The sequence below is a fragment of the Burkholderia singularis genome (assembly GCF_900176645.1).
In the GTDB taxonomy this organism is placed as follows: Bacteria; Pseudomonadota; Gammaproteobacteria; order Burkholderiales; family Burkholderiaceae; genus Burkholderia; species Burkholderia singularis.
In genome coordinates, this window is record NZ_FXAN01000013.1 from 24,108 (window position 1) to 49,286 (window position 25,179).

The 25,179-nt window shown below is 64.7% G+C and carries 23 protein-coding genes and 1 pseudogene; 12 read left to right on the forward strand and 12 right to left on the reverse strand.

Translation table 11 applies throughout. The annotated features are described in order from the left end of the window. Positions 1-193: 193 nt before the first annotated feature. The 4 genes from nadB to radC all read right to left on the reverse strand — a co-directional run bounded on the left by nadB (position 194) and on the right by radC (position 3,394). On the reverse strand, positions 194-1,795 hold the full coding sequence (nadB, locus tag BSIN_RS00975; RefSeq protein WP_173678597.1) for an L-aspartate oxidase: 1,602 nt from the start codon (positions 1,793-1,795) through the stop codon (positions 194-196). A 168-nt stretch (positions 1,796-1,963) separates the two neighbouring features. Then, positions 1,964-2,131 carry a 50S ribosomal protein L33 gene (gene rpmG / locus BSIN_RS00980; protein ID WP_004185395.1) on the reverse strand — a complete coding sequence of 56 codons (168 nt, stop codon included), beginning with the start codon at positions 2,129-2,131 and terminating at the stop codon, positions 1,964-1,966. An 18-nt stretch (positions 2,132-2,149) separates the two neighbouring features. Next, positions 2,150-2,383 (reverse strand): 50S ribosomal protein L28, encoded by a 234-nt coding sequence (gene rpmB / locus BSIN_RS00985; protein ID WP_004186391.1) that lies wholly within the window; start codon positions 2,381-2,383, stop codon positions 2,150-2,152. A 213-nt stretch (positions 2,384-2,596) separates the two neighbouring features. After that, positions 2,597-3,394 (reverse strand): RadC family protein, encoded by a 798-nt coding sequence (gene radC, locus BSIN_RS00990; RefSeq protein ID WP_089339225.1) that lies wholly within the window; start codon positions 3,392-3,394, stop codon positions 2,597-2,599. 139 nt (positions 3,395-3,533) lie between these two features. Between radC and BSIN_RS00995 the strand changes: the two genes are divergently transcribed. From BSIN_RS00995 to BSIN_RS01030, 8 genes are all read left to right on the forward strand, one after another. Then, positions 3,534-3,989 carry an FKBP-type peptidyl-prolyl cis-trans isomerase gene (locus tag BSIN_RS00995; RefSeq protein ID WP_089339226.1) on the forward strand — a complete coding sequence of 152 codons (456 nt, stop codon included), beginning with the start codon at positions 3,534-3,536 and terminating at the stop codon, positions 3,987-3,989. A 2-nt stretch (positions 3,990-3,991) separates the two neighbouring features. Continuing rightward, the gene (ispH, locus tag BSIN_RS01000) at positions 3,992-4,972 is read left to right on the forward strand and encodes a 4-hydroxy-3-methylbut-2-enyl diphosphate reductase (protein WP_059520456.1); all 981 of its coding nucleotides are present in this window, start codon (positions 3,992-3,994) and stop codon (positions 4,970-4,972) included. 280 nt (positions 4,973-5,252) lie between these two features. Then, entirely contained in the window at positions 5,253-5,600 is a 348-nt protein-coding gene (locus BSIN_RS01005) for a hypothetical protein (RefSeq protein WP_089339227.1), read from the forward strand. Positions 5,601-5,824: 224 nt separating this feature from the next. After that, positions 5,825-6,775 (forward strand): branched-chain amino acid ABC transporter permease, encoded by a 951-nt coding sequence (locus tag BSIN_RS01010; protein WP_059520454.1) that lies wholly within the window; start codon positions 5,825-5,827, stop codon positions 6,773-6,775. Between the two features lie 14 nt (positions 6,776-6,789). Further along, complete coding sequence (locus tag BSIN_RS01015; RefSeq protein ID WP_059520453.1) at positions 6,790-7,959, forward strand: ABC transporter permease subunit; 1,170 nt, start codon at positions 6,790-6,792, stop codon at positions 7,957-7,959. Between the two features lie 108 nt (positions 7,960-8,067). After that, positions 8,068-8,841, forward strand: coding sequence for an ABC transporter ATP-binding protein (locus BSIN_RS01020; RefSeq protein ID WP_059520452.1), 774 nt, complete (start codon positions 8,068-8,070; stop codon positions 8,839-8,841). Next, positions 8,841-9,557, forward strand: a complete 717-nt coding sequence (locus tag BSIN_RS01025) for an ABC transporter ATP-binding protein (RefSeq protein WP_059520451.1) — start codon at positions 8,841-8,843, stop codon at positions 9,555-9,557. Before BSIN_RS01020 ends, BSIN_RS01025 begins: the two co-directional genes overlap by 1 nt. 187 nt (positions 9,558-9,744) lie before the next feature. After that, on the forward strand, positions 9,745-10,419 hold the full coding sequence (locus BSIN_RS01030) for a DUF2278 family protein (protein ID WP_089339228.1): 675 nt from the start codon (positions 9,745-9,747) through the stop codon (positions 10,417-10,419). 165 nt (positions 10,420-10,584) lie between these two features. On the opposite strand, the gene BSIN_RS01035 is transcribed toward BSIN_RS01030, so the two are convergent. Further along, on the reverse strand, positions 10,585-11,769 hold the full coding sequence (locus BSIN_RS01035) for an acetylornithine transaminase (RefSeq protein WP_069234879.1): 1,185 nt from the start codon (positions 11,767-11,769) through the stop codon (positions 10,585-10,587). A 301-nt stretch (positions 11,770-12,070) separates the two neighbouring features. After that, entirely contained in the window at positions 12,071-13,102 is a 1,032-nt protein-coding gene (locus BSIN_RS01040) for a CDP-6-deoxy-delta-3,4-glucoseen reductase (RefSeq protein ID WP_059569435.1), read from the reverse strand. A gap of 29 nt (positions 13,103-13,131) precedes the next feature. Between BSIN_RS01040 and BSIN_RS01045 the strand changes: the two are divergent. Then, positions 13,132-14,239 (forward strand): annotated as a pseudogene (locus BSIN_RS01045) (NAD-dependent epimerase/dehydratase family protein). On the opposite strand, the gene BSIN_RS01050 reads toward BSIN_RS01045, so the two are convergent. Next, positions 14,232-14,423 carry a hypothetical protein gene (locus BSIN_RS01050; protein WP_089339229.1) on the reverse strand — a complete coding sequence of 64 codons (192 nt, stop codon included), beginning with the start codon at positions 14,421-14,423 and terminating at the stop codon, positions 14,232-14,234. The pseudogene BSIN_RS01045 and the gene BSIN_RS01050 overlap by 8 nt on opposite strands. Positions 14,424-14,557: 134 nt before the next feature. Next, entirely contained in the window at positions 14,558-15,274 is a 717-nt protein-coding gene (locus BSIN_RS01055) for a pseudouridine synthase (protein WP_089339230.1), read from the reverse strand. 154 nt (positions 15,275-15,428) lie between these two features. Between BSIN_RS01055 and BSIN_RS01060 the strand changes: the two genes are divergently transcribed. Continuing rightward, complete coding sequence (locus BSIN_RS01060; protein ID WP_369828086.1) at positions 15,429-15,800, forward strand: copper resistance CopC family protein; 372 nt, start codon at positions 15,429-15,431, stop codon at positions 15,798-15,800. A gap of 224 nt (positions 15,801-16,024) precedes the next feature. Here BSIN_RS01060 and BSIN_RS01065 read toward each other — a convergent pair whose 3' ends face one another. Next, positions 16,025-16,912: a LysR substrate-binding domain-containing protein gene (locus BSIN_RS01065; protein WP_089339231.1), complete on the reverse strand. Its 888-nt coding sequence runs from the start codon at positions 16,910-16,912 to the stop codon at positions 16,025-16,027. Positions 16,913-17,026: 114 nt separating this feature from the next. On the opposite strand from BSIN_RS01065, the gene BSIN_RS01070 reads away from it, so the two are divergent. Continuing rightward, positions 17,027-17,911 carry an alpha/beta fold hydrolase gene (locus tag BSIN_RS01070; protein ID WP_089339232.1) on the forward strand — a complete coding sequence of 295 codons (885 nt, stop codon included), beginning with the start codon at positions 17,027-17,029 and terminating at the stop codon, positions 17,909-17,911. Between the two features lie 287 nt (positions 17,912-18,198). Then, positions 18,199-20,388 (forward strand): prolyl oligopeptidase family serine peptidase, encoded by a 2,190-nt coding sequence (locus tag BSIN_RS01075; RefSeq protein ID WP_159935870.1) that lies wholly within the window; start codon positions 18,199-18,201, stop codon positions 20,386-20,388. A gap of 110 nt (positions 20,389-20,498) precedes the next feature. Here BSIN_RS01075 and BSIN_RS01080 read toward each other — a convergent pair whose 3' ends face one another. The 3 genes from BSIN_RS01080 to BSIN_RS01090 all read right to left on the reverse strand — a co-directional run bounded on the left by BSIN_RS01080 (position 20,499) and on the right by BSIN_RS01090 (position 23,980). After that, positions 20,499-21,056: a Dabb family protein gene (locus BSIN_RS01080; protein WP_089339274.1), complete on the reverse strand. Its 558-nt coding sequence runs from the start codon at positions 21,054-21,056 to the stop codon at positions 20,499-20,501. Positions 21,057-21,584: 528 nt separating this feature from the next. Beyond that, positions 21,585-22,958, reverse strand: a complete 1,374-nt coding sequence (locus tag BSIN_RS01085; protein ID WP_089339234.1) for a phospholipase D-like domain-containing protein — start codon at positions 22,956-22,958, stop codon at positions 21,585-21,587. After that, positions 22,955-23,980 carry an alpha/beta hydrolase gene (locus BSIN_RS01090; RefSeq protein ID WP_089339235.1) on the reverse strand — a complete coding sequence of 342 codons (1,026 nt, stop codon included), beginning with the start codon at positions 23,978-23,980 and terminating at the stop codon, positions 22,955-22,957. The genes BSIN_RS01085 and BSIN_RS01090 overlap by 4 nt, the downstream gene beginning before the upstream one ends. Positions 23,981-25,179 lie beyond the last annotated feature (1,199 nt).

Consider the following 25,179-nt stretch of genomic DNA (forward strand, 5'->3'; position numbering starts at 1 on the left):
TTGCGGCTGCGCCGCGGCGTCCGGTCGATCTTTCGCGCTGCCGGTGGTTGCTTCGATTTTTTCGAGAAAGTGACGCCCCGTTTCGACATGCATTAGGCAAATGAAACAAGGCCGCCGGCGCGTGATGTGCCGGCGGCCTTGTTTCATCGCGTGCACGGCACGACGCAGTGGGCGTGCGCGGCCGGGCGCGCCGTTATTGGGTTGCCCGCCGCGTGGGCGTAAGCACGGTCGGCAACGCTTTCGGCAGCGCGTGCGGCCAGTCGCGGCTGTAGTGCAGGCCGCGGCTTTCGCGCCGCGCCCGCGCGCTGTCGACGATCAGCGACGCGACATCGACCAGGTTACGCAGTTCGAGCAGATCGCGGCTCACGCGAAAATTCGAGTAATAGTCGTGAATTTCGTTGCGCAGCAGCTTCAGCCGGTGCTTCGCGCGTTCGAGTCGCTTGTCCGTGCGCACGATGCCGACGTAGTTCCACATCAGGCGGCGCAGTTCGTCCCAGTTGTGCGCGACCACGACTTCCTCGTCCGGGTCCGATACGCGGCTCTCGTCCCACGCAGGCAGCGGGCCATGCGTGGCCGAATCGTAGCCGGCGCTTTCGATTGCGGCGGCGGCGGCGCGGCCGATCACGAGGCATTCGAGCAGCGAATTGCTGGCGAGCCGGTTCGCGCCGTGCAGGCCGGTGTACGACGTCTCGCCCACCGCGTAGAGCCCCGCGAGATCCGTGCGGCCGGCCAAATCCGTGACGATGCCGCCACATGTGTAGTGCGCGGCCGGCACGACGGGAATCGGCTCTTTTGCGATATCGATGCCGAATTCGAGGCAGCGCGCGTGGATCATCGGAAAGTGCTCGCGCAGGAATGCCTCCGGCTGATGGCTGATGTCGAGGTAGACGCAATCGATACCGCGCTTTTTGATCTCGAAATCGATGGCGCGCGCGACGATATCGCGCGGCGCAAGCTCGGCGCGTGGATCATGCTCGGGCATGAAGCGGGTGCCGTCCGGTAGCCGGAGAACGCCGCCTTCGCCGCGAACGGCCTCGGTGATCAGGAACGACTTGGCATACGGATGGAACAGGCAGGTCGGATGGAACTGAATGAATTCCATGTTCGCGACTCGGCAGCCCGCCCGCCATGCCATCGCGATGCCATCTCCGGTCGAGGTATCCGGATTCGTCGTATACAGATACACCTTGCCGGCGCCGCCCGTCGCGAGCACCGTGTGTGGCGCTTCGATCGTCACCGTGCGGCCGCTTTGCACGTCGAGCGCATAGAGGCCGACGCAGCGCCGCCCGGGCAGGCCGGGCAGCCCGAGGCGATCCGACGTGATCAGGTCGATCGCGTGGTGATCCTCGAAGAACGTGATGTTTGGATGGCTGCGCGCACGCTCGGACAACGTCGCGAGCACGGCATGCCCGGTCGCGTCGGCCGCATGAATGATGCGGCGGTGGCTGTGACCGCCCTCGCGGGTCAGGTGGAAGCCCAGCTCGGCCGCATCGTCCTTCGTGAACGGCACGCCTTGCGAAATCAGCCATTCGATCGCCTCGCGGCCGTGCTCGACGATGTAGCGTGTCGCCGTTTCATCGCACAGGCCGCCGCCTGCGATCAGCGTATCGTTGACGTGGTTTTCGACGCTGTCCGCCGAGTCGAGCACGGCGGCAATGCCGCCCTGCGCGTTGTCACTCGCGCCTTCCATCATCGAGCGCTTCGCGATCAGCGCGACGCGGCGTGTTTGCGCGAGATTGAGCGCGACCGACAGGCCGGCGAGGCCGCTGCCGACAATCGCCACATCGAAATTCATCTGCATCTCCGTTGCTTGTGCGTTCCGTCTTATCTTTCCCGCCGCGCGCCATGCGAACGGGAAGTGCAGAGCATACCGCTTCAGAACGGAGCGCGGACGGCGGCTCAAGTAAAAAGCCCCGCGATTGCGGGGCTTTTCGTCATCGTCAGGCTCGTGGAAACCGGAGCATTACTTGATCTTGGTTTCCTTGTATGCCACGTGCTTGCGCGCGACGGGATCGAACTTCATGATCTCCATCTTTTCCGGCATGTTGCGCTTGTTCTTCGTGGTCGTGTAGAAGTGACCCGTGCCTGCGGTCGACTCGAGCTTGATTTTGTCGCGTGCGCCTTTCGCCATGGTAGTGCTCCTTGGGGCTTAGGCTTCGCCGCGTGCGCGCAGGTCAGCGAGCACGGAATCGATGCCGTTCTTGTCGATCAGGCGCAGGCCGGCGTTCGAGACGCGCAGGCGCACCCAACGGTTTTCGCTTTCCACCCAGAACCGGCGGTTTTGCAGATTCGGCAGGAAGCGACGCTTCGTTTTGTTGTTCGCGTGGGAAACGTTGTTGCCGCTCATCGGCGCTTTCCCAGTCACTTGGCATACGCGTGCCATGAGAGCACTCCTAATACGCTGAATTCGGGGTTCAATCGCCGGTGACGGTTTCCGCGAGCTTGTGCCGGTATGGACAAAACAGGCTTGCAGGACCGCTAAAGCGGCTTCAGAACTGGTTGGAAAAAAGTCAGACGGCGATTCTAACAGAAAAACCTCAGGAAAATCAAACCCAATTTGTCGGCGGGTTCGGGCAGGCCGCCCGGCCCGTCGATGCTAGAGCCAGCCCGCTCGCGCGAACGAGAACGTATCGTTTGCGCCGATGACGAGATGGTCCGACAGCCGCACGTCGACAAGCGCGAGTGCATCGCGCAGTACGTGCGTGAGCCGCCGATCCGCGGCGCTGGGCTGCACCGCGCCCGACGGGTGATTGTGCGCGACGATGAGCGCGGCCGCATTCAAGGCGAGCGCGCGCCGCACGATTTCGCGCGGATAGACGGCCATTCGCGTCAGCGAGCCGCGCGCGCTTTCCTCGGTTCGCAGCACACGGTGCCGGGCGTCGAGGAACAGGCAAACGAACACCTCATGCGGCTGTGTGCCGATCATGAGCCGCAAGTAATCCTCGAGCGCGCCAGGCGAATCGACGAGCGGCCGTTCGCGCGCCTTTTCGGCGAGCGCGCGCCGCGCCAGCTCGACGACTGCGACGAGCATTGCGGCGCGCGCATTGCCGATGCCGCGCAGGCCCTTGAAATCGCCGGGCGCCGCGTCGAGCAGCGCGCGCAGCGAACCGAAGCGCATGAGCAGCGTGTTCGCAAGCGCGAAGACATCGTGGCCGGGTAGGCCGGTGCCAAGCAAAAGCGCGATGAGTTCCGCATCGGATAGCGCGGCCGGGCCGCGTTCGAGCAAGCGTTCGCGCGGCAGATCGCCGCCACGCCGCGCGGACATCGGCGCGGCCGTGGGCGTTGCGGCGCGGCAGGCCGTGAGCGCGGCCGCGGCGGGCGGGACCGCCGCTGCGCGCCATTCTTGCGGCGGCTCGTCGGTGTCTTCGCCAATCATCAGAAGGTCGTGCTGCATCTTGCTGGCTCCATTGGCCGGGCGATGGCGGCGGCGCAAATGACGCCATCTGCCGCCCCGATCGCCGAGGGTGACTTACAATAGGGGCTTTGTACCGCGCCGCCCGCGTTTTTCAGGCGCCGATTGAACGAGTACCACCATGAGTCTCATCGACCTTGCAGAAGTGAAGCCCGGTTCCCACGTCACGCTTCATTACCGGCTCGCCCTGGCCGACGGCGCCGACATCGTCAACACGTTTACCGACAGGCCCGCCACGCTGCTGCTCGGCGCCGGGCAACTCGCGCCGTCGCTGGAAGAGATTCTGATCGGACTCAAGCCGGGGCACCATTCGACTTTCCGGCTAGCGCCCGAGCAGGCGTTCGGGCCGCGCAATCCGGAGCTGATTCAGCGGGTGTCGATGGCCACGCTGCGTGAGAACGCGATGGTCGGCGAGCATTTCACGCCCGGCGATCTGGTCGAGTTCAACGCGCCCGGCGGCGGCCGTTATGCTGGCGTGCTCAAGGAGGTCGGCGAGACGTCGGCGCTGTTCGATTTCAATCATCCGCTCGCGGGCCAGGCGCTCACGTTCGAAGTGAAAATCATCGGGATTCTGTAATCATGAGCTCCATCGATACGCTGTCCGGCCAGGTTGCTGCGGCCGATGCCGAGATCCTGCTCGCTCAACCGCGCGGTTTTTGCGCGGGCGTCGATCGGGCGATCGAGATTGTCGAGCGCGCGATCGCGATGCATGGCGCGCCGATCTACGTTCGCCATGAAATTGTCCACAACAAGTATGTCGTCGAGGATCTGAAGAAAAAAGGCGCGATCTTTGTCGAGGAACTCGCCGAAGTGCCGTCCGGCAACACGGTGATCTTCAGCGCGCACGGCGTATCGAAGGCGGTGCGCGACGAGGCGGCGGTACGCGGGCTGCGCATTTACGACGCGACTTGCCCGCTCGTCACCAAGGTGCACGTGGAGGTCGCGAAGATGCGTCAGGATGGCGTCGATATCGTGATGATCGGCCACAAGGGGCATCCGGAGGTCGAGGGCACGATGGGGCAGGTCGAGCGCGGGATGCATCTCGTCGAGAGCGTCGAGGACGTGAACCGGCTCGAACTGCCCGATCCGGAGCGCGTCGCGCTCGTCACGCAGACGACGCTGTCGGTCGACGACGCGGCCGAGATCATCGCGGCGCTCAAACAGAAATTCCCTGCGATTCGCGAACCGAAGAAGCAGGACATCTGCTATGCGACGCAGAACCGCCAGGATGCGGTGAAATTCATGGCGCCTCAATGCGATGTCGTCATCGTCGTCGGCAGTCCGAATAGTTCGAATTCGAGCCGTTTGCGCGAGGTCGCGGAAAAGCGCGGCGTCGTCGCGTACATGGTGGATGCGCCCGAGCAGATCGATCCGGCGTGGGTCGCTGGCAAGCGCCGGATCGGCGTGACGGCGGGCGCGTCGGCGCCCGAGGTGCTCGCGCAGGCGGTGATCGCGCGTTTGCGCGAGCTTGGCGTGACCAACGTGCGTGCGCTCGAGGGCATCGAGGAAAACGTTTCGTTCCCGCTGCCGCGCGGCTTGAATCTGCCGCCTGCCGCTTGATCCGGCGACGGCTGCTCGCCTCTCGGGTTGTAGCGTGAAAGCGCGCCTTCGGGCGCGCTTTTGTTTTGATGGGGTCTTTGTGGAGCAACCGGATGGCGTTAAATTGGTGCAACCAAGTTGCTATTTAAATTGAAATGGCCTTCCCGGAAAAGGTTGCAATGCAGGAAAACCCTGTCGAATCAGGAATATTGGCGCTTCTATAAATAGAGTTACAATTCGCCCGTTTTCAGGCCTGGGGCCTTGAAACACGAATTGGGCAAGGCGCTGGAGACCTGTTTTGATGCATCGGAAGTTGGCTTGCGCCGAGTTCGACGGCGCTGCGGTTGCGCTTTTTGCGGTATGCGCCGTCACGTGCCGTCACGAGGTGGCGATGCCTGGGGTTTTTCGGCGCGGCATGCGCGCCGGGGCCGGCTGCGCGCGGTTCACCGCGCGCGCAGTTGCGATGTCCATTCCGCATGTATGCGTTCGCGCGCGGGTTCGGTTGCTTGCCGGCGTGCGCGCCGACGCCCCGGCGCGCCTTCATTTGGCCGCGGCGGTTCATCCGATGCTCCGTCCGCGCGGCCGGAAGGCGCGGGCCCGGACGCTCTACGACTTCAAGGAGGTCCAGCACACTGTCCTCAAGTCGTGAGAATTTCAAACGGGATTCGTGGTGGTGCCGAAAATCCGTGCGGCGCCGTTTCCGCCTCTATCCCGGCGCTCAGCGCGCGGCATACGATCCGCGCGCTGAGCGCCGGGGCGACATCACCTACCGGTATTGATTCAGGACCCGCAGTGTCCGCCGAAACGGTGCGACTCCATCGCTTATCCGCGTGGCCGAGCATCGTCCGGACGGCACGGACCAAGGAGCTTTAAATGGATATTTTCATCCAGCAGATTCTCAACGGGCTGGTGCTCGGCAGCATCTACGCCATCATCGCGTTGGGCTACACGATGGTGTACGGCATTCTCGGCATCATCAACTTCGCGCACGGCGATGTGCTGATGGTGGGCGCAATGGTTGCACTCTCCGCGATCACCGTGTTGCAGAACCATTTTCCCGGGCTGGGCCACATCGCGACGCTGGCCATCGGGCTCGTGATTGCCGCGCTCGTTTGCGCGTGCGTCGGCTTTACGGTCGAGCGCGTCGCGTACCGGCCGCTGCGCCGCGCGCCGCGCCTCGCGCCGCTGATCACCGCGATCGGCGTGTCGATCCTGTTGCAGACGGCCGCGATGATGATCTGGTCGCGCAATCCGCTGCCATTTCCGCAGCTTCTGCCGACCGATCCGATCAGCGTGATCAAGGCGGGCGAGAACAATCCGGGCGCGGTGATTTCTCTGACTGAGATCACGATCATCATCGTCGCATTCGTGGTGATGGGCGGGCTCCTGCTGCTCGTGCACAAGACCAAGCTTGGCCGCGCGATGCGTGCGATCGCCGAGAACCCGAGCACGGCGAGTCTGATGGGCGTGAATCCGAACTTCGTGATTTCGGCGACGTTCATGATCGGCTCGGCGCTGGCCGCGCTCGCGGGCGTGATGATCGCGTCCGAGTATGGCAACGTGCATTTCTACATGGGTTTCATTCCCGGCATGAAGGCATTCACGGCCGCCGTGCTCGGCGGGATCGGCAATCTCGGCGGCGCGATGGTGGGCGGCGTGCTGCTCGGTCTCATCGAGCAACTGGGCGCCGGCTATATCGGCAATCTGACGGGCGGGGTGTTCGGCAGTAACTATCAGGACGTGTTCGCGTTCATCGTGCTCATCGTCGTGCTGGTGTTCCGGCCGTCGGGCCTGCTGGGCGAACGTGTCGCCGATCGCGCGTAACGGGGGAGAACAACATGACATCGATTCAACCGATCGAAACGTCCGCGACGCTCGTCGACGAGCGTCATACCGCGAAGACGGTCACTGTCGGCGTGTTGACCGCCGCGCTTGTGATTGCCGCGCCGCTCATCATCGGCGCGACGGGCGGCAACTATTGGGTGCGCGTGCTCGATTTCGCGATGCTGTACGTGATGCTCGCGCTGGGGCTGAATGTCGTCGTCGGCTTCGCGGGGCTGCTCGACCTCGGCTACATCGCGTTCTACGCGGTGGGCGCTTATACCGCGGCGCTGTTGAGTTCGCCGCATCTGACGTCGCATTTCGACTGGATCGCGCAGCTCGCGCCTGCCGGCCTGCATGTGCCGTTTCTCGTCATCGTGCCGATCGCGATGGCGCTCGCGGCGGTGTTCGGCATTCTGCTCGGCGCGCCGACGCTGCGTCTGCGCGGCGACTATCTCGCGATCGTCACGCTCGGCTTCGGTGAGATCGTGCGGATCTTCATGAACAACCTGGATCGTCCGGTCAACGTGACGAACGGGCCGCAAGGGATCACGGGCGTCGATCCGGTCAAGGTGGCGGGTTTCAACTTCGCGCAGACGCATGAGATCTTCGGCTTCTCGCTGCCCTCGGTCTATTTGTATTACTACCTGTTCGTGCTTTGCGCGCTGCTCGTGATCTGGGTCTGCACACGGCTGCAACACTCGCGGATCGGCCGCGCGTGGGCCGCGATCCGCGAGGACGAGATCGCCGCGAAGGCGATGGGCATCAACACCCGTAACGTGAAACTGCTTGCGTTCGCCATGGGCGCGTCGTTCGGCGGTCTGTCGGGCGCGATGTTCGGCGCGTTTCAGGGCTTCGTGTCGCCGGAATCGTTCACGTTCTGGGAATCGGTCGTCGTGCTCGCGTGCGTCGTGCTGGGCGGCATGGGACATATTCCGGGCGTGATTCTCGGCGCCGTGCTGCTCGCCGTGTTCCCCGAATTTCTGCGCTCGACGATGAGTCCGCTGCAACACATGCTGTTCGGCCACGACGTTGTCGATACCGAAGTGATCCGTCAGGCGCTGTATGGCCTCGCGATGGTCGTCATCATGCTGTATCGCTCGGAGGGCCTGTGGCCCGCGCCGAAGCATGAGGACAAGATCGCGAAATTGGCGAAACGCGGCGGCAAGAAGCCGGTGCGCGCTTGAAGGGAGCGGGTGGGGTGAGCGCTGAAGCGCTAACGCCCGCCGACAGCGTTGCATGGGGCAGGGGCAAGTGCTGAAGCGCTAACTCCTGCCGACACAGGAGAGAAGGTAATGAGCGAACAAATTCGTCTGTCCGTCAAAGGCGTGAATAAACGCTTCGGCGGCCTGCAGGCGCTGTCCGATGTCGGCCTCCAGATTCGGGAAGGCGAAATCTACGGTCTCATCGGTCCGAACGGCGCGGGCAAGACCACGTTCTTCAACGTGATCACCGGGCTCTACACGCCCGACTCCGGCGAGTTCAAGCTCGACGGCGAAACTTATACGCCAACCGCCGTCCATCAGGTCGCAAAAGCGGGCATCGCCCGAACGTTTCAGAATATCCGTCTGTTTGGCGGAATGACGGCGCTCGAGAACGTGATGGTCGGGCGCCATGTGCGCACGAAGCACGGCCTGATCGGCGCGGTGTTCCAAACACCCGCCGAGCGCAAGGAAGAGCGCGAGATCAGGGAGCGCGCGATCGAACTGCTCGATTACGTCGGCGTGCTGCAGTATGCGGACTACACTGCGCGCAATCTGTCATACGGCCATCAGCGGCGTCTGGAGATCGCCCGCGCGCTCGCGACCGATCCGAAACTGCTCGCGCTCGACGAGCCGGCGGCAGGGATGAACGCGACCGAGAAAGTCGAACTCACACGGCTGCTCGACAAAATCCGTGCCGATGGCCGCACGATCCTGTTGATCGAACACGACGTGAAGCTCGTGATGGGGCTGTGCAATCGGATGACGGTGCTCGATTACGGCAAGGTGATCGCCGAGGGGCTGCCGCAGGACGTGCAGAAGGACCCGAAAGTGATTGAAGCTTATCTCGGCGCAGGGGTGCACTGATGGCAGCGGCAATGTTGAAAATCAAAGGCTTGCAGGTCAACTACGGCGGCATCCAGGCGGTCAAGGGCGTCGATCTGGAAGTCCGTCAGGGCGAGCTCGTCACGCTGATCGGCGCGAACGGCGCGGGCAAGACCACGACGATGAAGGCGATCACGGGGCTCAAGCCGTATTCGGCGGGCGACATCGAGTACGACGGCCAGTCGATCAAGGGCGTGCCGACGCACGAGCTGCTCAAGCGCGGCCTTGCGATGGTACCGGAAGGGCGCGGCATCTTCGCGCGGATGTCGATCGTCGAAAACATGCAGATGGGCGCATACCTGCGCAACGACAGCGACGGCATCAAGCAGGACGTGGAGCGGATGTTCGGCTTTTTCCCCCGTTTGAAGGAGCGGGCGACGCAGCTGGCGGGCACGCTGTCGGGCGGCGAGCAGCAGATGCTCGCGATGGCGCGCGCGATTCTGAGCCGGCCCAAGCTGTTGCTGCTCGACGAGCCGTCGATGGGGCTGTCGCCGATCATGGTCGAGAAGATCTTCGAGGTGGTGCGCGAGATCTCGAAGGAGGGGCTCACGGTGCTGCTCGTCGAGCAGAACGCACGCCTCGCGTTGCAGGCAGCCGATCGCGGCTATGTGATGGATTCCGGGACGGTCACGATGTCGGGCGACGCCAAGCAGATGCTCGACGATCCGAAGGTGCGCGCGGCGTACCTCGGCGAGTGAGCGCATGATCGCGCCGCGCACGGCGACGCATTGCGTTCCGATACTTTCGAAAGGCCGTCACCGCTCGTCGTGACGGCCTTTTTCCTATCGGGCGTTCGCAGGCGCGGCGAACTTCCCGCGCGCTGCCGAATCCATTCACGCAGCGCGTATGTCGCGCGTGCGATAACCCCGAACTGGGAGGCGAAGCATGAGTCTGGATTACGGTTTCGTAAAGGCGAAGGTGAAAGCGGTGGCGGGGCTGAAGGCGGCCGGGCATGGCGCCGAGACGCAATATCATGTGCATCTGACGCTCGCGTTGCCGACGGGCGATTGGGATGTCGCGATCAATGTCGGCACCAATGATGCAGACGACTTGCTCAAATACAAGCTCGTCTACGATTTCCATCATCCGATTACCGGCACGCTCGCGGCGGCGCAGGAGGGCTACACGGATCTCACCGGCCGCGACGCGCTGCCCGCGCTCGACTACATGCGCAGCGACATCCTGAGCGAGACAGGCGCGTGGCGCCTGAGCGACGTGATGGACGGTTCCGAGCATGCGGAGCCGATACCGTCGGTGCTGCGTCTCGTCAACCAGGCGCAACAGCAAGGTCTCGATTTCTACGTGTTCGGCCGGACCTACAGCGAAGGCAACGGCATTCACGACACGCACATGAACCAGGGGTCGTCCGGCGCGCATTATCTGCACCGCGCGGGGGACGACGGCACCGATCACAACGATGTGTGGCAGGATGGCGCGCTGATGGTTTGTATCGATGGCAACCAGCAGTGGGCCGCTTATTTCGCGGCATTCGAGCAGCAGGCGGTGCCGACCGACGCGCTCGGCAATCCGCAGCCGGGCTCGGGGCCGATCACGGCGTGACGCGCGGCGCGCATGGGTCGCGCGCTGCCCGCGCGGCCCATTCGAGTATTCGGAAAATGCGGCGCGCCGCACGGCGCGCGCGGTGTCGATATCGCGGTGCGCGAGTTCCGCCCGCCCATCGAGAGCGGGCCGGCTGCGCACGGTGCGCGCGCCGGCACGCTCTCATCAAAGCGAATCGAGCACCGAGCGCAGCATCGCGAGCATCTGATCGATCTCGTCGATGCTCACGTTGAGCGCCGGCATGAAGCGCAGCAGATTGGGCCGCGCGGCGTTCAGCAGCAGGCCCACCGGCTGCATGTCGCGCGCCTTCTCGACGATCTGCGGGCCGATGTCCTTGCCGAGCAGCAGCGCACGCAGCAGGCCTTCGCCACGTTCGCCTTCGAAGCCGCGCTCGTCGGACAGCTCGAGCAGCTTTTCCTTCAGATATTCGCCGCGCGCGCGCACGCCTTCGAGGAAGCCGGGCGCAACGAGCTGCGAGATCACCGCATGGCCCGCCGCCGTCATCAGCGGGTTGCCGTTGTAGGTGCCGCCCTGATCGCCTGCCTCGAACACCGCGACATCGGCCTTCGCGAGCAGCGCCGCGAGCGGCACGCCGCCGCCCAGGCCCTTGCCGAGCGTCATGATGTCCGGCTCGACGTTCGCGAGTTCGTATGCGAACAGCGTGCCGGCGCGGCCGCAACCGCTTTGCACTTCGTCGACGATCAACAGCAGGCCGTGCTGCTTCGTCAGCGCGCGCAACTGGTGCATGAATTCGCGCGTCGCCGGAATCACGCCGCCTTCGCCCTGGATGGGCTCCAGCATCACGGCGACTGTCTTGTCGCCGATCAGCTTTTCGACCGACGCGATATCGTTGAGCTCGGCCTTCGGGAAACCCGGCACCTGCGGGGCGAAGAGCGTATCCCAGCCGGGCTTGCCGCTTGCCGACATCGTCGCGAGCGTGCGGCCGTGGAAAGCATGGTCGAACGTGATGATCTCGTAGGCGCCGTTCTTGTATTGACGGCCCCACTTGCGCGCGAGCTTGATCGCGCCTTCGTTCGCTTCCGCGCCGCTGTTCGCGAAGAATACCTTGTCGAAGACGCTATGCTGCGTGAGCAGGGCCGCGAGCTTGGCCATCGGTTCGTTGTAGAAGGCGGGCGAAGGGTTGAGCAGCTTCTCCGCTTGCGCCTGCAGCGCGTGCACGAGGCCGTCGTTGCAGTGGCCGAGGCAATTGACCGCCCAACCCTGGATGAAGTCCAGATAGCGCTTGCCGGTATGGTCGTGGAGCCACGATCCCTTGCCGTGCGTGAACACGATGTCGGGGCGGTTCGTGATGTACATCAGCGAGTCGATCGGGTAATCGGTCAACGGCATGGCGGCGGGCTCCGGGCAGGGGGGCGAAATGAAGCGGAATGAAAAGCAACAAAAAAGCCACGGTGCATGCCGTGGCTGGGTGGTTCGAACAGCTTGCGCGTAACACGGAAGCGGGTTAGGCGCGAGTCCGTGACGAGCCGGCGGCATCCGGGACGGGAAGCGGGCGGCGACGTCGAAGCGTGGACTGGAAACGGTTCATGGGCGCAAGCTTAAGGCACGCTTGGCTTCAAGTAAACCGCCGCGACGCGGCAATTCGGTGTCGCGGCGGTTCGATCTGCGCGCACATGCCGGCGCAAGGCACTCAGACCGTATGCGCGAGGTCCGCGGCGCTCGTGAACGAATCGGCGTAGAACGCGTCCGCGGGCAGACCATGATGCTGCGTGAAGTCGCGCTGCGCCGATTCGACCATCACCGGCGCGCCGCATGCATACACCTCATGGCCCGACAGATCCGGCAGATCCTCGATCACCGCGCGGTGCACGAAGCCTGTGCGGCCCGTCCAGCCGTCGCTGTCGTCGGGCTCGGAGAGCACCGGCACGAACTTGAAGTTCGGGATTTCGCCCGCCCATTGTTCGGCGACGTCGAGCAGATACAGATCCTTCTTGCGGCGCGCGCCCCAGTAAAGCGTCATTGGACGCTCGAGCTTCAGGTGCTTTACATGCTCGATGATCGCCTTGATCGGCGCGAAGCCCGTGCCGGAGGCGAGCAGCACGATCGGCTTGTCCGATTCCTCGCGCAGGAAGAACGTGCCGAGCGGGCCTTCAAAGCGCAGGATATCGCGCTCCTTCATCGCGCCGAACACATGATCGGTGAACTTGCCGCCCGGCATGTGGCGGATGTGCAACTCGATCGGACCGTCCTCGTGCGGCGGTGTCGCCATCGAGTAGCTGCGGCGCGTGCCGTCCTTCAGGATGAATTCGATGTATTGACCGGCGAGGTACTGCAGCCGCTCGTTTGCGGGAAGCTGCAGTTTCAGCACGATCACGTCGTCCGCGCGGCGCTCGAGCGCCGCGACGCGGCAGGGCAGCTTCTTCACTTGCACGCCGTCGACGCCCGCGATTTCGCGCACGTCGATTTCGAGGTCGCTTTGCGGTTTCGCGCAGCACATCAGCGCCAGGCCGCGCGTGCGTTCGTCGTTTGACAGCGCCGACGCCGAATGCGGCCCCTGCTCGATCTGACCTTGCGTGACCGCGCCCTTGCACGAGCCGCATGCGCCGTTCTTGCAACCGTACGGCAAATGCACGTTCTGACGCAGCGCTGCCGCGAGCACGGTTTCGTCGGCCTCGACCTGGAATTGCCGGCCGCTTTGCTTGATGGTTACGTTAAAAGCCATAAGTCCGTTGAGAACAGTATGTGGGGACCGTGCGATTCAGGCACGGCAGCTACAATGCATCCCGAAGGAATCAACCGGTACACCATGATTGCGACACGAATCCTGCGCCGCTCGCGCGTGCTGATCGTTGGCTGCGGCGATGTTGGCATGCGCTGCGTCGCTCAGCTGCGCGCGCGGCGCGTGAACCTGCGCATCGTCGCGCTGACGAGCCAGCCGGCACGTCGCGCCGAACTGCGCGCGGCGGGCGCCGTGCCGCTCGTCGGCAATCTCGACGAGCCGGCGACACTCGCGCGTCTTTCCCGGCTCGCGAATACCGTGCTGCATCTCGCGCCGCCGCAGGCGACGGGCGACGCCGATCGCCGCACGCAGGCGCTGATCGCCGCGTTGGCATCGCCGCGGCGGGTGCCGCGCCGCTTGGCGGGTGCGCAGGCGGGCCGTGCATACGGCAAATGGCGCGCGAAGCAGGCCGCCGTGACAGCGATTCGGCAGCCATTTCGGCCGCGGTTTCGGCGCTCGCATATTGTACCCGACGTGCCGTCGCGGCCGGTCGTCGTCTACGCGAGCACGAGCGGCGTCTACGGCGACTGCGGCGGCGCGTGGGTTGACGAAACGCGGCCGGTGCGGCCGGCTAACCCGCGTGCGCGGCGGCGCGTGTCGGCCGAGCGCCAATTGCGCCGCGCGACCGCGCGCGGCGCGCTGTCTGCGCGCATCATCCGCATTCCGGGCATCTACGCGGCAAACCGGCTGCCGCTCGCGCGGCTCGACAAGGGCACGCCAGCGCTCGTCGATGCCGACGACGTCTACACCAATCACATTCACGCGGACGATCTCGCTTCGATCCTGCTGCGCGCGGCCGTGCGCGGCAAGCCGGCGCGGGCCGTGCATGCGTGCGACGACACCGAGATGAAGATGGCGGAGTATTTCGAGCGAGTCGCGCGTGCGTTCGGCAAGCCGAGCCCGCCGCGTATTACGCGCGCCGACGCGCAGCGGCGGCTCGATCCGACGCTGCTTTCGTTCATGCGCGAATCGCGGCGGCTCGTGAACGCGCGCATGAAGCACGAATTGCGCATCATGCTGCGCTACCCCAGCGTCGACGCGTTCCTGCGCGCCACCGCCGGGCCGGACGCGCTCAAGTAAGCGCCGGCAGCGCCTCGATCAGCAGGAAGCACAACAGCGCGCCGATCATCGCGCCGATCAGGTTCGGGTGATATTTGTGCTTCAAATGCATCGCGGTGAGCAATCCGCCGATCACGATCGCACCAAGCGCCGCGAACGCGAGGATCACGGACGAAATTTCAATCGGACTGCTGATGATCATCATGCCTCCCCAAACCAGAAAAACCCTGTACTCATGTTTTGTGCTTGTGATTTGAGTATAGCGAGGCTTTTCGAGGCTGCCATGCTGCGAAGCAGCAAGCCCGGAGCCGCTCGTGCGCAGGCCGTGCGGGCTTTCCCTTACAGGGTTTTCGCTGTATTGCGCAACGCGGCCAGCTCGGATGCGTCGAGCCAGCGCCACGCGCCTTGCGCGAGATCCTCTGGCAGAGCGAAGCCGCCGATGCGAATCCGGTGCAACGCGTCGACGCGGTTGCCCGCTGCGGCGACCATGCGTTTGACCTGGTGGTATTTGCCTTCCGCGATAGTCAATTCGAGGAGTCGTTCTTCTCTGGCATGCGCGGCAATCGCGGCGACGGGCTTCGGCTCGCCGTGCAGCAGCACGCCGGCGCGCAGCGCGTCGAGTTGCGCGCCGTCGAGCGGGTGGCGCACCGTGGCGGCATAGGTTTTCGGCACCTTGCGCTTCGGTGACGTGTATGCGTGAACGAATTGGCCGTCGTCGGACAGCAGCAGCAGGCCCGTCGTGTCCTGGTCGAGCCGGCCGACGCACTGGACGCCGCGCTCGGCGAACTGGGGCGGCAGCAGGCTGAAGACGCTCGGGTGATGCTGCGGCTCGCGCGAGCATTCGTAACCGGCGGGCTTGTTGAGCGCGAGATACGCGCGCGCGTGGTACGGCCACGCGATGCCGTCGACTTCGAAGATCAGTCGGTCGGCATCGAACGATGCCTGCGGATCGGCGCACGTCGCGCCGCCGATCGCGACGCGTCCCGCGTCGATGAGCGCGCGGCATTGGCGGCGCGAGCCGAAGCCTTGCGTAAACAGAATGCTTTCGAGATCCATGGCGTGCGCATTGTATCAAGCGTATCAAGCGGGCATGCGCCGGTACGTTCGCGCAGGGGTGCACGCGCGCGTAACGCTGGTAAGCTGACGGCCGCGGTTCGCACCGGCGCGCCGTGTTTGGTCGTTTGTTTCGTCGTTTTAATGAAGGTATCCAATGACATCGAAGAAGATCATGCTGATGGCGCGCGGCGGCATCGCCGCCGCGCTTGCGCTCACGTTGCCGGGCTTTGCGTCGGCCCATGCGAAACCGGAGCAGACTCAGCCTCCCGCGAACGCCGTGGTTGCGGCGCCTAGCGATGTGGTGATCAATTTCACCGAGACGCTCGAGCCGGCATTCAGCTCGATCGCGGTTGTCGATGCGGCAGGCGTGCTCGTGACGACCGACAAATCGATCGTCGATGCCAGCCGCAAGCACATGTCGGTCGCGCTCAAACCGTTGCAACCGGGTGCCTACACGGTCAAATGGGTGGCGGTTGCGACCGACGGCCATCGCACGCAAGGCAGCTACAAGTTCAGCGTGAAATGAACGGGCGCGCCGCGGCGCCCGAATCGGCCGAGCGGTGACCCGGCGCTGTGCCTGCGCCGCTTGGCCCGAATCGTTCAAGCAGTGATCCTCCGCTGCGCGGCGCGGCCGATCGGCCGCGCGCGCGGTATGCCGGCGGGCGGCCGGCCGCGCCGGGGTTGCGCGCGGATGTTCCACGCATGCGTGCGCAGCCCGTCAATTCGTCGGCCCGGCGGCCCGTCGGCCCGTCATGTTCCGAATCGGCGGCGCGCGCCGCTTTCGCGAACCGCGTCGATCAGCGCCTCGCTCGCGGGCGTCGGCCGGTGTGCGAACGCGTAGAAGCGCGCCGCGGGCAGCGTAGGCAAGCCGTCGTTTGACCCGTATTCGCGCAGGCCGTCGCGCAACTGGCTGCGCGCGAGCACCGTGAGCGCGAATCCGGCGAGCGCCGCCGACACGCAACCCGTCATGCTGGCGCTCTCGAACACGATGCGCCACGGCCGCTGCGCGCTGCTCAGCGCGCGTACCGCTGCCTCTCGATAGACGCACGGCTCGGGAAAGAGCGCGAGCGGCAGCGTGCCGGCCGGCTCGAGCGTGGCGGCGGGCGTGTAGGCCCACACGAGCGGCTCCTCCCACAGCAATTCGCCGGCGGCGTCGACGCGCTCGCATGCCTTGCCGAGCACGACGTCGATCTTGCCGCGCGCCTGCTCGCGCAGCAGATCCACGGTGATGCCGACCTTCAGTTCGATCGACGTGCGGCGATGCCGGCGGCCAAACGCATGCAGCACCTGCGGCAGCCACGTGCCGGCGAAGTCCTCCGAGGCGCCGATGCGCAGCCGTGCGTCGAGCGGCGAGCCGCGCAGCCGCGCCCGCGCGTCGCGCTCCAATTCGACGATATTGCGCGCATACGTGTGGAGCGTCTGGCCGGCCGGCGTCAGCTCGACGCGGCGCGTGGTGCGGGCGAGCAGCGTCGCCCCCGCAGCCCGCTCGAGCCGCTTGATGTGGCCGCTGACCGCGGATGGCGTCAGCGCGAGCCGCTCCGCGGCGAGTGCGAAGCCGTTGCTTTCGACGACGGCGAGAAACGTGCGCAGCAGCCCGATGTCGAGCGGCGCGGACGACGGTTCCAGCAGCGTATCCATTGCGATCCGCTCCCGCAATTGAACGAGATTCTCTAATAATAATCGATGATTCTTCACGAATCGCAATGAACCGGTGTTCTACCATCGGCAACGTATTGATCGACGGAGATCCCGATGTCTGCATACGCCTATGTGGCGACGCCGTTGCTGGACGTTGCCTATCTCGAATGGAATCCGGCCGGCGAGCGCACGGCCGTTCTGCTGCACGGCTGGCCCGACAGCCCGGCTTGCTGGAAGACGCTCGCGCCGGCGCTTGCCGGCGCCGGCTATCGCGTGCTGGCGCCGGCGCTGCGCGGCTTTGCGCCGACCCGCTTTCGCGATCCCGCGACGCCGCGCAGCGGGCAGCTCGCCGCACTGGCGCGCGATTTGCTGGATTTCATCGACGCGTTGCGGCTCGATGCGCCGGTGCTCGTCGGCCACGATTGGGGCGCGCGGGCGGTGGCGAACGCGTGCGCGTTGCGCGAGCGCGCTGCGTCGCATCTCGTGATGATGTCGGTCGGGTATGGCACCAACGATCCGAATCAGACGCTGTCGCTGCAGCAAACGCGCAACTACTGGTATCACTGGTGGATGGCGACGCCGCGCGGCGAACGCGCGGTGCGCGACGAGCGCCGCGAGGTCGCCCGCTTCATGTGGGACACCTGGTCGCCTGCCGGCTGGTATGCCCCGCACGAGTTCGACGAGGCGGCCGAAGCGTTCGACTCGCCCGACTGGGCCGATGTGGTGCTGCACTCCTACCGGCAGCGCTGGAATCTCGCGCACGGCGACCCGGCCTACGCGGATGACGACGCGCGGCTGGTGCCCGCGCCCGTGCTGTTGGTGCCGACGCTCGTATTGCACGGCGGCGCGGACGCCTGCACGCATCCGGACAGCTCCGCCGGACGCGAAGCGCTGTTCGCCGCGCGTTACGAGCGAATCGTGCTCGACGGAATCGGGCATTTCCCGCAGCGCGAGGCGCCGGCGCAGGTGGCCGCCGCGATTCTGAAATTCTGCGCGTGAGCGTGCGGCAGGCGCGTGCGGCTGGCACGACGATGCGGTATTTGAAAAGCCGAGTGACAGCAGGCAGCGGTTGAAACATTGCGCGCCACGCGAGCGGGCGCATGCGGCACGGTGATCCGGCGCGCGGTTTCGAGCCGATGCCGGGCGTTGCCGCGGCGTCTGGAATCGATCTTTCAGCGATCTTTTCGGGCGCCGCAAGCTCGTTTGGCGTATCGCATTTTTGGCGACGTTGTCGGTCGGGAGGACCCGGAGTACGCTTGCCGCGCCTCCTTACCGGGAAATCCCAGATGAAAACAACGAAAGCCGTTTGGATCATGACGCTCGCCACGAGCTTGAGCGTTGCGGCAGCCGCGTCGTTCGCGGCCGACGGGCCGCCCGTCGCGCCGGTGCGCCCCGTCACGACAACCTATTTCGGCACGCCGGTCGTCGACAACTACCGCTACATGGAGAATCTGAAAGATCCTGAAGTCCAGGCGTGGATGAAGGCACAGGCCGACTATACGCGCCGCACGCTCGATCGCATTGCCGGGCGCGCCGCGCTCGCCAAGCAGATTCAGAGCCTGATGGCGGGCGATCTGATGCGCGGCGAATTCACGCGCCGTGGCGAGCGCCTGTTTTATCGGCTGATGGAGCCGGGCAGCAACTTGCCGAAGCTCGCGTGGCGCGACGGCGTGAATGGCGCGGAACACGTGATCGTCGATCCGGCCAAGCTCGCGCCCGGCAGCGCGCATCATTACGCACTCGACTGGTATTCGCCATCCTGGGACGGCCGCTATGTGGCGTATGGCGTATCCGAAGGCGGCTCGGAAAAGAGCGTGCTGCACGTGATCGATTTGAGCACGGGCGCGCAGCTTGCCGAATCGATCGATCGCACCAGCGGCTGCGTCGTGTCGTGGCGCAACGACAACCGTTCGTTCTTCTATCTGCGTTACCCGAAGGCCGGCCCCGACACGCCGCCCGCGCTCACCGAGTACAACGCGGTGACGTTCGTGCACACGCTCGGCGAGCATCCCGACGGCGACGGCGACGAGGCCGTGTTCGGCCGCGGCGTGTCGGCCAAGCTCGACGTGCCCGAAGGCCAGGGCACCTATGTGCTGGTGTCGCCCGATTCGCCGTATGCGGTGGCGGTAGCCAATCGCAACATGGATGACAATCCGAATACGTTCTACGTCGCGCCGCTCGAGCGCGTGAGCGGCGCCGATACGCCGTGGCAGAAATTCGCCGAGCCTCGGGACGGCGTGACCGACGTGAAGCTGCGCGGCGAGCGCTTGTATCTGCTGTCCGAAAAGGATGCGCCGCGCTTCCAGATCCTGTCGACGCCGGCAGCGCGGCCGGATATCGCGCATGCGGCTGTGCTCGTTCCGCAGGGGCCGAACGTGCTCGACGCGTTTACGATCGCGCAGGATGCGATCTATGCCGGCGAGCGCGCGGGCGCGAGCTTTCAGCTCAGGCGGGTGTCGTTCGACGGGCGCGACAACGCAACGCTCACGCTGCCGTTCGCAGGCGCCGTGCGCGATCTGAGCGCGGACCCGCGCGAGCCGGGCGTGATGTTCACCCTGCAAAACTGGGTCAAGGCGCCGCGCGTGATGGCGTTCGATCCGCGCAGCCGCGGCAATGCCGCGGTCGATACCGGCCTCGTCGCGCCGTCGAAGCTCGAATCCGACGCCTATGAAGCGCACGACGAGTTCGCGACGAGCTACGACGGCACGCGCATTCCGGTATCGATCATCGCGAAGAAGGGTGTGGCGCGCGACGGTTCGCATCCGACCATCGTGACCGGCTACGGCAGTTACGGCGTATCGATGGACCCGGCCTACCGGCCGTCGTGGCAGGCGTGGCTGGACCAGGGCGGCATCGTCGCGGTCGCGCACCTGCGCGGCGGCGGCGAGTATGGCGACGCGTGGCATCGCGCGGGCCAGAAGCAATGGAAGATCAACACGATGCTCGATTTCGTCGCGGCCGCGCAGCATCTGATCGACCGGCGCTATACGCAGCGGCCATATCTGGCCGCGAATAGCGCGAGCGCAGGCGGGATCGTGATGGGAGGCGCGATGAGCATCGATCCGGGGCTCTTCCGCGTCGTGCTGGACGATGTCGGCCTGTCCGACGCGCTACGTTTCGAGACTGAGCCGAACGGGCCGCCGAACGTGCCCGAGATGGGTTCGAGTTCCGACGAGGCGGGCTTTCACGGGCTGTATGCGATGAGCGCGTATGCGCATATTCACGACGGCACGCCGTATCCGGCGGTCATGTTCACCACCGGCGCGAACGATCCGCGCGTGTCGCCGTGGCACATGCTGAAGATGGCGGCGCGGGTGCAGGCGGCGACGGCGAGCGCACGTCCGGTGCTGCTGCGCATCGATTACGACGCCGGCCATGGTATCGGCTCGAGCGTATCGCAGCGGGCGAATCTGCTCGCCGACGAATGGGCGTTCGCGCTGTGGCAAATGGGCCAGCCCGCGTTCCAGCCGAAGTGACGGCGCACGGGCGATGCTTCAGCATCGTTCGGACCGGCGGCGCGGCGCCGGCGCGCCGGTTCGGGTGCCGGCCGGCGCGGCACGTCACGGCTTGCCGCTTGCCGGTCGGCTCATGCGCCGGACGCAGTCTGGTCGACGGTATAGTCGAACACCAGAACGCCTTGGCGCGCGAGCAACGGGCCGACGAAATCCTTGAAGGCCTGGTGATTCGCGTCATAGAAATTCGGATCGGCGACGATCGGTTGCCCGACATAGAAATTACGGTCGCCTTCCGAGCGGAACGTCACGAGGAACCCTTGCTGTAGCCCCTGATCGGCTTTTTCGCCGCTGCTTTGCAGCCCTTCGTCGATGGATACGATATAACGCGCGCCGTTGCGCTGGCTTTTCTGTAGCGACAGAAAGCGCTGGGTGATTTCCTGCCTTTGCGCGGCCGTCACCGTATCTTGATAGCGGAACAGCACGATGTGACGCACTACGCCGGGCTTGTAATCCGATGCGGTGAACCGTTCGACGCCGACGGCCCTGAGTTCGTCGTTCAAGCGTTGCGCAACCGAAATCGATGACACATCGGCACCCTTTGCGTTGGGGATCACGTTGTCGTCATCTCCGCATGCCGAGACAACGAAGCCGCAGACGACGATTAGCGCAATATTGAGCAGAATTTTCATGATCATACCTTGCGTGGTCGACTGAGCGCGGCAGCGTATTTTACCGTTCGGCGCCCGGCCGTATATCAATGATCGGTTTTCGGCAATTCATGTCGCGAATTGGAAAATCGCCGGAAACCATCGGAAAGACGTGCGCATTGATTGACGCGCCTCATCGCGTTTCATTGCGGCGAATAAAAAGGCGTGCCGACCCAGGGTAAAGCCGGCACGCTCAAAGTTCCGCTTTTCGCAGAACCACGCATGCTGCGCTTGACTCGCATTCGCGCAGCCGTTTCATCATCTCAAAGGCGGAAAAAACTATCAATGGCATTTTCCCGCATTTCGCACTTGTTGACAGTTAACGACATGCGATTATTTTTAAATTTTAATTCGATTAATTGGATTGCGGTTTTAATCCAGGAAGTTGAATTGTGAGAATATGATTAATATATTGGCGGAGTTAATCCGGCGCCGACGCCGGCGCACGGGAGAGCCGATATTCAGGTAAGCGCGCATTCGCGCCGCCCGGCGAGCGCCGATGCCGCGCGACTATAGAAACCGTCGCACGAGCGGTGTCAGCCATCGCCAGACGCTGCCGCACCCGGCCGCATCGCAACGCGCATCGGGCGAGGCAAGCAGCCCGCCTTTGCCATCGGTGACCGAGGCTGAATGCGCGAGAGCGAGCGCCACCGTTTGCGCGAGCGGGGGGATGTCTGTTTCGTCGGCGGGATCGATCCACAGGCCGTTTTCAGTATTTGAATAGGCTGAGAGCGGATCGAAATTGAAGCTGCCGACATAATAGCGACGGCCGTCGATCCGAACGAGCTTCGCGTGCAGCATCCGGTTTGCATCGTCGTGATATTCGCGTATTTCGAGGCCCGCGCGCGCGAGTGCCGGCAAGTCGTTCGCGTATGCGCGGCCGATCGCCGGCAACTCGGCGGCGAGCCGCCCGAGCGATGCGCCGACCAGCACGACGCGCACGCCCTCGCGCTGCTTGCGCTCGAGCAGCGCGCGCATCTCGGGCACGAGGATCAGATATGGATTCACGACGACGATTTCCGTATGCGCACGGGCAAGCGCGGCGAGCATGTCGCCGAGCGTGCCGGGCGCGCGTTTGTCCGGCGCGTCGTGCACGTAGCGCAGGCGGTCGCATGCGAGCGCAAGCCACGCGGTGGCGGGGCGCGCGTCGTCGATCGCCGACGCGCCAGCGCTGTCGGCATGCTCGTTGACGGGCGCGGCGGACAGCGCGCGGCGCCAGCGCTCGATGAGCGCCGGCTCGAGCGTCTTGAAACCGCGTGCGCCGTGGTACGGCGACGCGAGCGCGAATATATCCGCCGGTCGCTGCGCGACGGCCGCGTTGCTGCGCCAGAATGCGTCGAAGTGCGCGCGCATCGCATGCAGCGTCGAATCGCGGCGGCCTGGATCGCCGCGCACCAGCAAGTCGCGCTCGATGAGCCAGCCGTCGACGCTTGCATCCCACGTCGAGCTGCTGCCGATGATGCCGGTGTCGCCAACGAGGAACAGTTTGTCGTGCATGCGCCGCGCGAGTTTCGTGAAGTCTGCTTTCGGATGGAATACGCGTATTTCGAAGCGCGGCGCGATGTCGTGCAGCGCGGCGATCAACTCGTCTTCGATCGGCAGGGTGGCTCCGGGGCCGATGCCGTCGATTAGCAGGCGCACCGGCACGCCGCGTTGCGCGGCCTGCACGAGCCGGCGCAGCATGTCGAGGCCCGCGCGGTCGGTATCGAAAATGTATGCCAGGATGCGAATGCCGTCCGACGGCGTGGCCGCGCGAACGAGGTCGGCGCGCGTGCGCTGCAGCGCGCCGTCGTCGATGGGGGCGATCCAGTCGACGCATTGCGCGGCGGCGTTCGCGGACCAGGCGGCGATTGCGAATGCGGCGGCGAATGCGCGCGGTTTCATCGTTCGGCCGACATCGCGCGATTGGCCGGCGCAACGCGGGCGGTGAACGCGAGAATCCGATCCATCATCCAATCGAACGACGGGTTGTAGTCGCCAGGTTGGGAACGGTACGTATCCATGGACGATTTTGCGACGTTCGCGTGCCACACGGCGCTTTCCTCCGGATAGACGATCAGTTCGGATATTTGCGGCATCTGTGCGAGCAGGCTCAGCGTTTCGCGCGCGTCGACGGCGGGATCGCGCAGCGGCACGATCGCGAATACCGGCGCGCGCACTTGCGCGCCGAGCCTCACATAAGACAGCGGCAGATCGCGGCGCTTGCCGTTGTCGAGCGGAATCGCGTCGCCGTAAGTGCGGCCGAGATATTGAATCATCTCGTACAACTGAAATACCGGATTGCCGGACAGCCTCGCGCTTTCGTCCGCGTCCGCACGCTTGCGCGTAAACGTGTTGCCCGCGATGCCGGATGCCTTGCCGATCACGCCGCCGAGCGTGGGCAGCGCACGTAGTTCGGTTGCGGGCGCCCATAGAACGAGCGCGTCGACGTCGCGCGGGCGCGCGAGCGCCGTGTACAGCGCGAGCGTGCCGCCGAGCGAATGTCCGGCGACGATCACGTGCTGGCCAACGCAATGCGCAACGTCCAGACCGAAATCGGCCGTGGCGAGCCAGTCGCGATACGTGACGGTGTCGATCGAGCGCCAGCCCGCGTCCCAATGCCCCGGCAGCAGCAGCGACACGACATTGTAGCCGGCCGCCGCGAAGCGCGACGCCGCGCCGCGCAGGAAGTACGGCGATTCGTACAGCCCGTGGATCAACAAGACGGCCGTGTCCGTGCGACTGTCGGGCTGGAGGATCATGAACGGCAAGTGCTTGTCCGCGACGCCGGCTGCCGCGAGGCCGAGCCGATACGCGTCGAACGCCGCGGTGCAGTGCTGCTGCGTGGCGGCTTGCGTGGCACAGGGCAACGCGAGGCCGGTGAGCGCAACGGCGCATAGCCGGCGCAGAATCGCGAGCGGGCGCATCGACGTCGAATGAGTTAACCGGCCGGATGCGCGCTGGACGAGTGATCGGCCGAAAGCGCCGAGGCCGGGGGCCGGTGCCGCCGCGGGTAGGGCGTGCCGTCGGGCGGCGCGAAATTCCGACGTAGCGCGCGGGGCGGCAGAGAAAGCGTTATTTCTTTCATATTTTCGAGAAATAAAAATTCAACTTTCCATCGAGGCGAACTCGCATTAACTTCGTAACCGATTCGCGGTTGATTGCGTGGCTTGGGTTTTGCGGCGGATTTTTATGTGGATTTATAAAGTCGATTTATTGATTGTTATTCTTTGAGGTTGATGGTTGGCTGTAAATTTTGGGATCGATATTGGATTTAAATATCGATTGAATGAGGTGTGGTTTCTTTAAAAAAGAATCGCTTCAATCGCAATGGTGATTAGTCTGTGCCAAGTCGATTGGGTGGTATGGGTTGATTGCGAATTTGATATTCGCATGGCGCAATCGGCATCGAAAGGTGGTCTGATAAAGGTGCCGCCTGTTGTGAAGGCTGTATCGGCCGCGCGACTGTCGATTGCCGATCGGCGTCGGACCGATTCGATTAATAACTCAGGGCGAGAATGGCAATTTGAAAGCGGTGGATGAAATTTCTAAGGCCGGGCCGCGATGAAGGCGAGTTTTCGGCGATGCTCGGATGGGAAAAAGCCATGCGTGACGAAATGCAAACGCTTTGGTGTTGGGCGCATCGGCGTTGTGTCGAAGCGGGCCGAAACACGGACGCCGCTGCCAAGCTGAAATCGTCGCGCCGGTTGATCGGAATGGATTGGTTTGGTTTGCTGGCGCACGCGGTTTGCCAGGCGCTTTGACGAGGGGGCTCGAGCGGCCGCGCGAATAAGGTGAATGAGAAGGGGGCCGCACACATCGGCGCGATCGCGGTCCGCGTACTGAAGCAACGCATCGCAAGCGCCGGTGCCATAAGCCGGGCGTCGCGCTGCGAACGCACGATTTGATCTGGTTTGCGGTTGGCGGCGTGCCCGCGTATGCGAGCGCGCGGATTGGCCATGGTTTCAGCAGGAATGCGGGGAAGTGTCGAGTCGCGGGGCGCAAACAAAAAAGCCCCATACTGAGTCGGACCAGTTGGGGCGGCTTTGGGTGCGCGAAGGCCGGTTGGCGGCGCTGCAGATGACGAGGTCGTTTGGAGGACGACTTAACGTGATGTACTGAGAGT

Bases quoted from the DNA above. Each gene is read 5' to 3' on its own strand.
- ispH (WP_059520456.1), top strand. From the start codon at position 3,992: ATGAGCTCCATCGATACGCTGTCCGGCCAGGTTGCTGCGGCCGATGCC.
- BSIN_RS01070 (WP_089339232.1), top strand. From the start codon at position 17,027: ATGTCTGCATACGCCTATGTGGCGACGCCGTTGCTGGACGTTGCCTAT.
- BSIN_RS01035 (WP_069234879.1), bottom strand. From the start codon at position 11,769: ATGCCGTTGACCGATTACCCGATCGACTCGCTGATGTACATCACGAAC.
- BSIN_RS01055 (WP_089339230.1), bottom strand. From the start codon at position 15,274: ATGGATCTCGAAAGCATTCTGTTTACGCAAGGCTTCGGCTCGCGCCGC.
- rpmG (WP_004185395.1), bottom strand. From the start codon at position 2,131: ATGGCGAAAGGCGCACGCGACAAAATCAAGCTCGAGTCGACCGCAGGC.
- nadB (WP_173678597.1), bottom strand. From the start codon at position 1,795: ATGAATTTCGATGTGGCGATTGTCGGCAGCGGCCTCGCCGGCCTGTCG.
- BSIN_RS01015 (WP_059520453.1), top strand. From the start codon at position 6,790: ATGACATCGATTCAACCGATCGAAACGTCCGCGACGCTCGTCGACGAG.
- BSIN_RS01030 (WP_089339228.1), top strand. From the start codon at position 9,745: ATGAGTCTGGATTACGGTTTCGTAAAGGCGAAGGTGAAAGCGGTGGCG.
- rpmB (WP_004186391.1), bottom strand. From the start codon at position 2,383: ATGGCACGCGTATGCCAAGTGACTGGGAAAGCGCCGATGAGCGGCAAC.
- BSIN_RS01040 (WP_059569435.1), bottom strand. From the start codon at position 13,102: ATGGCTTTTAACGTAACCATCAAGCAAAGCGGCCGGCAATTCCAGGTC.
- BSIN_RS01090 (WP_089339235.1), bottom strand. From the start codon at position 23,980: ATGCGCCCGCTCGCGATTCTGCGCCGGCTATGCGCCGTTGCGCTCACC.
- BSIN_RS01025 (WP_059520451.1), top strand. From the start codon at position 8,841: ATGGCAGCGGCAATGTTGAAAATCAAAGGCTTGCAGGTCAACTACGGC.
- radC (WP_089339225.1), bottom strand. From the start codon at position 3,394: ATGCAGCACGACCTTCTGATGATTGGCGAAGACACCGACGAGCCGCCG.
- BSIN_RS01085 (WP_089339234.1), bottom strand. From the start codon at position 22,958: ATGAAACCGCGCGCATTCGCCGCCGCATTCGCAATCGCCGCCTGGTCC.
- BSIN_RS01050 (WP_089339229.1), bottom strand. From the start codon at position 14,423: ATGATGATCATCAGCAGTCCGATTGAAATTTCGTCCGTGATCCTCGCG.
- BSIN_RS01075 (WP_159935870.1), top strand. From the start codon at position 18,199: ATGAAAACAACGAAAGCCGTTTGGATCATGACGCTCGCCACGAGCTTG.
- BSIN_RS01010 (WP_059520454.1), top strand. From the start codon at position 5,825: ATGGATATTTTCATCCAGCAGATTCTCAACGGGCTGGTGCTCGGCAGC.
- BSIN_RS00995 (WP_089339226.1), top strand. From the start codon at position 3,534: ATGAGTCTCATCGACCTTGCAGAAGTGAAGCCCGGTTCCCACGTCACG.
- BSIN_RS01065 (WP_089339231.1), bottom strand. From the start codon at position 16,912: ATGGATACGCTGCTGGAACCGTCGTCCGCGCCGCTCGACATCGGGCTG.
- BSIN_RS01060 (WP_369828086.1), top strand. From the start codon at position 15,429: ATGACATCGAAGAAGATCATGCTGATGGCGCGCGGCGGCATCGCCGCC.
- BSIN_RS01020 (WP_059520452.1), top strand. From the start codon at position 8,068: ATGAGCGAACAAATTCGTCTGTCCGTCAAAGGCGTGAATAAACGCTTC.
- BSIN_RS01080 (WP_089339274.1), bottom strand. From the start codon at position 21,056: ATGAAAATTCTGCTCAATATTGCGCTAATCGTCGTCTGCGGCTTCGTT.
- BSIN_RS01005 (WP_089339227.1), top strand. From the start codon at position 5,253: ATGCATCGGAAGTTGGCTTGCGCCGAGTTCGACGGCGCTGCGGTTGCG.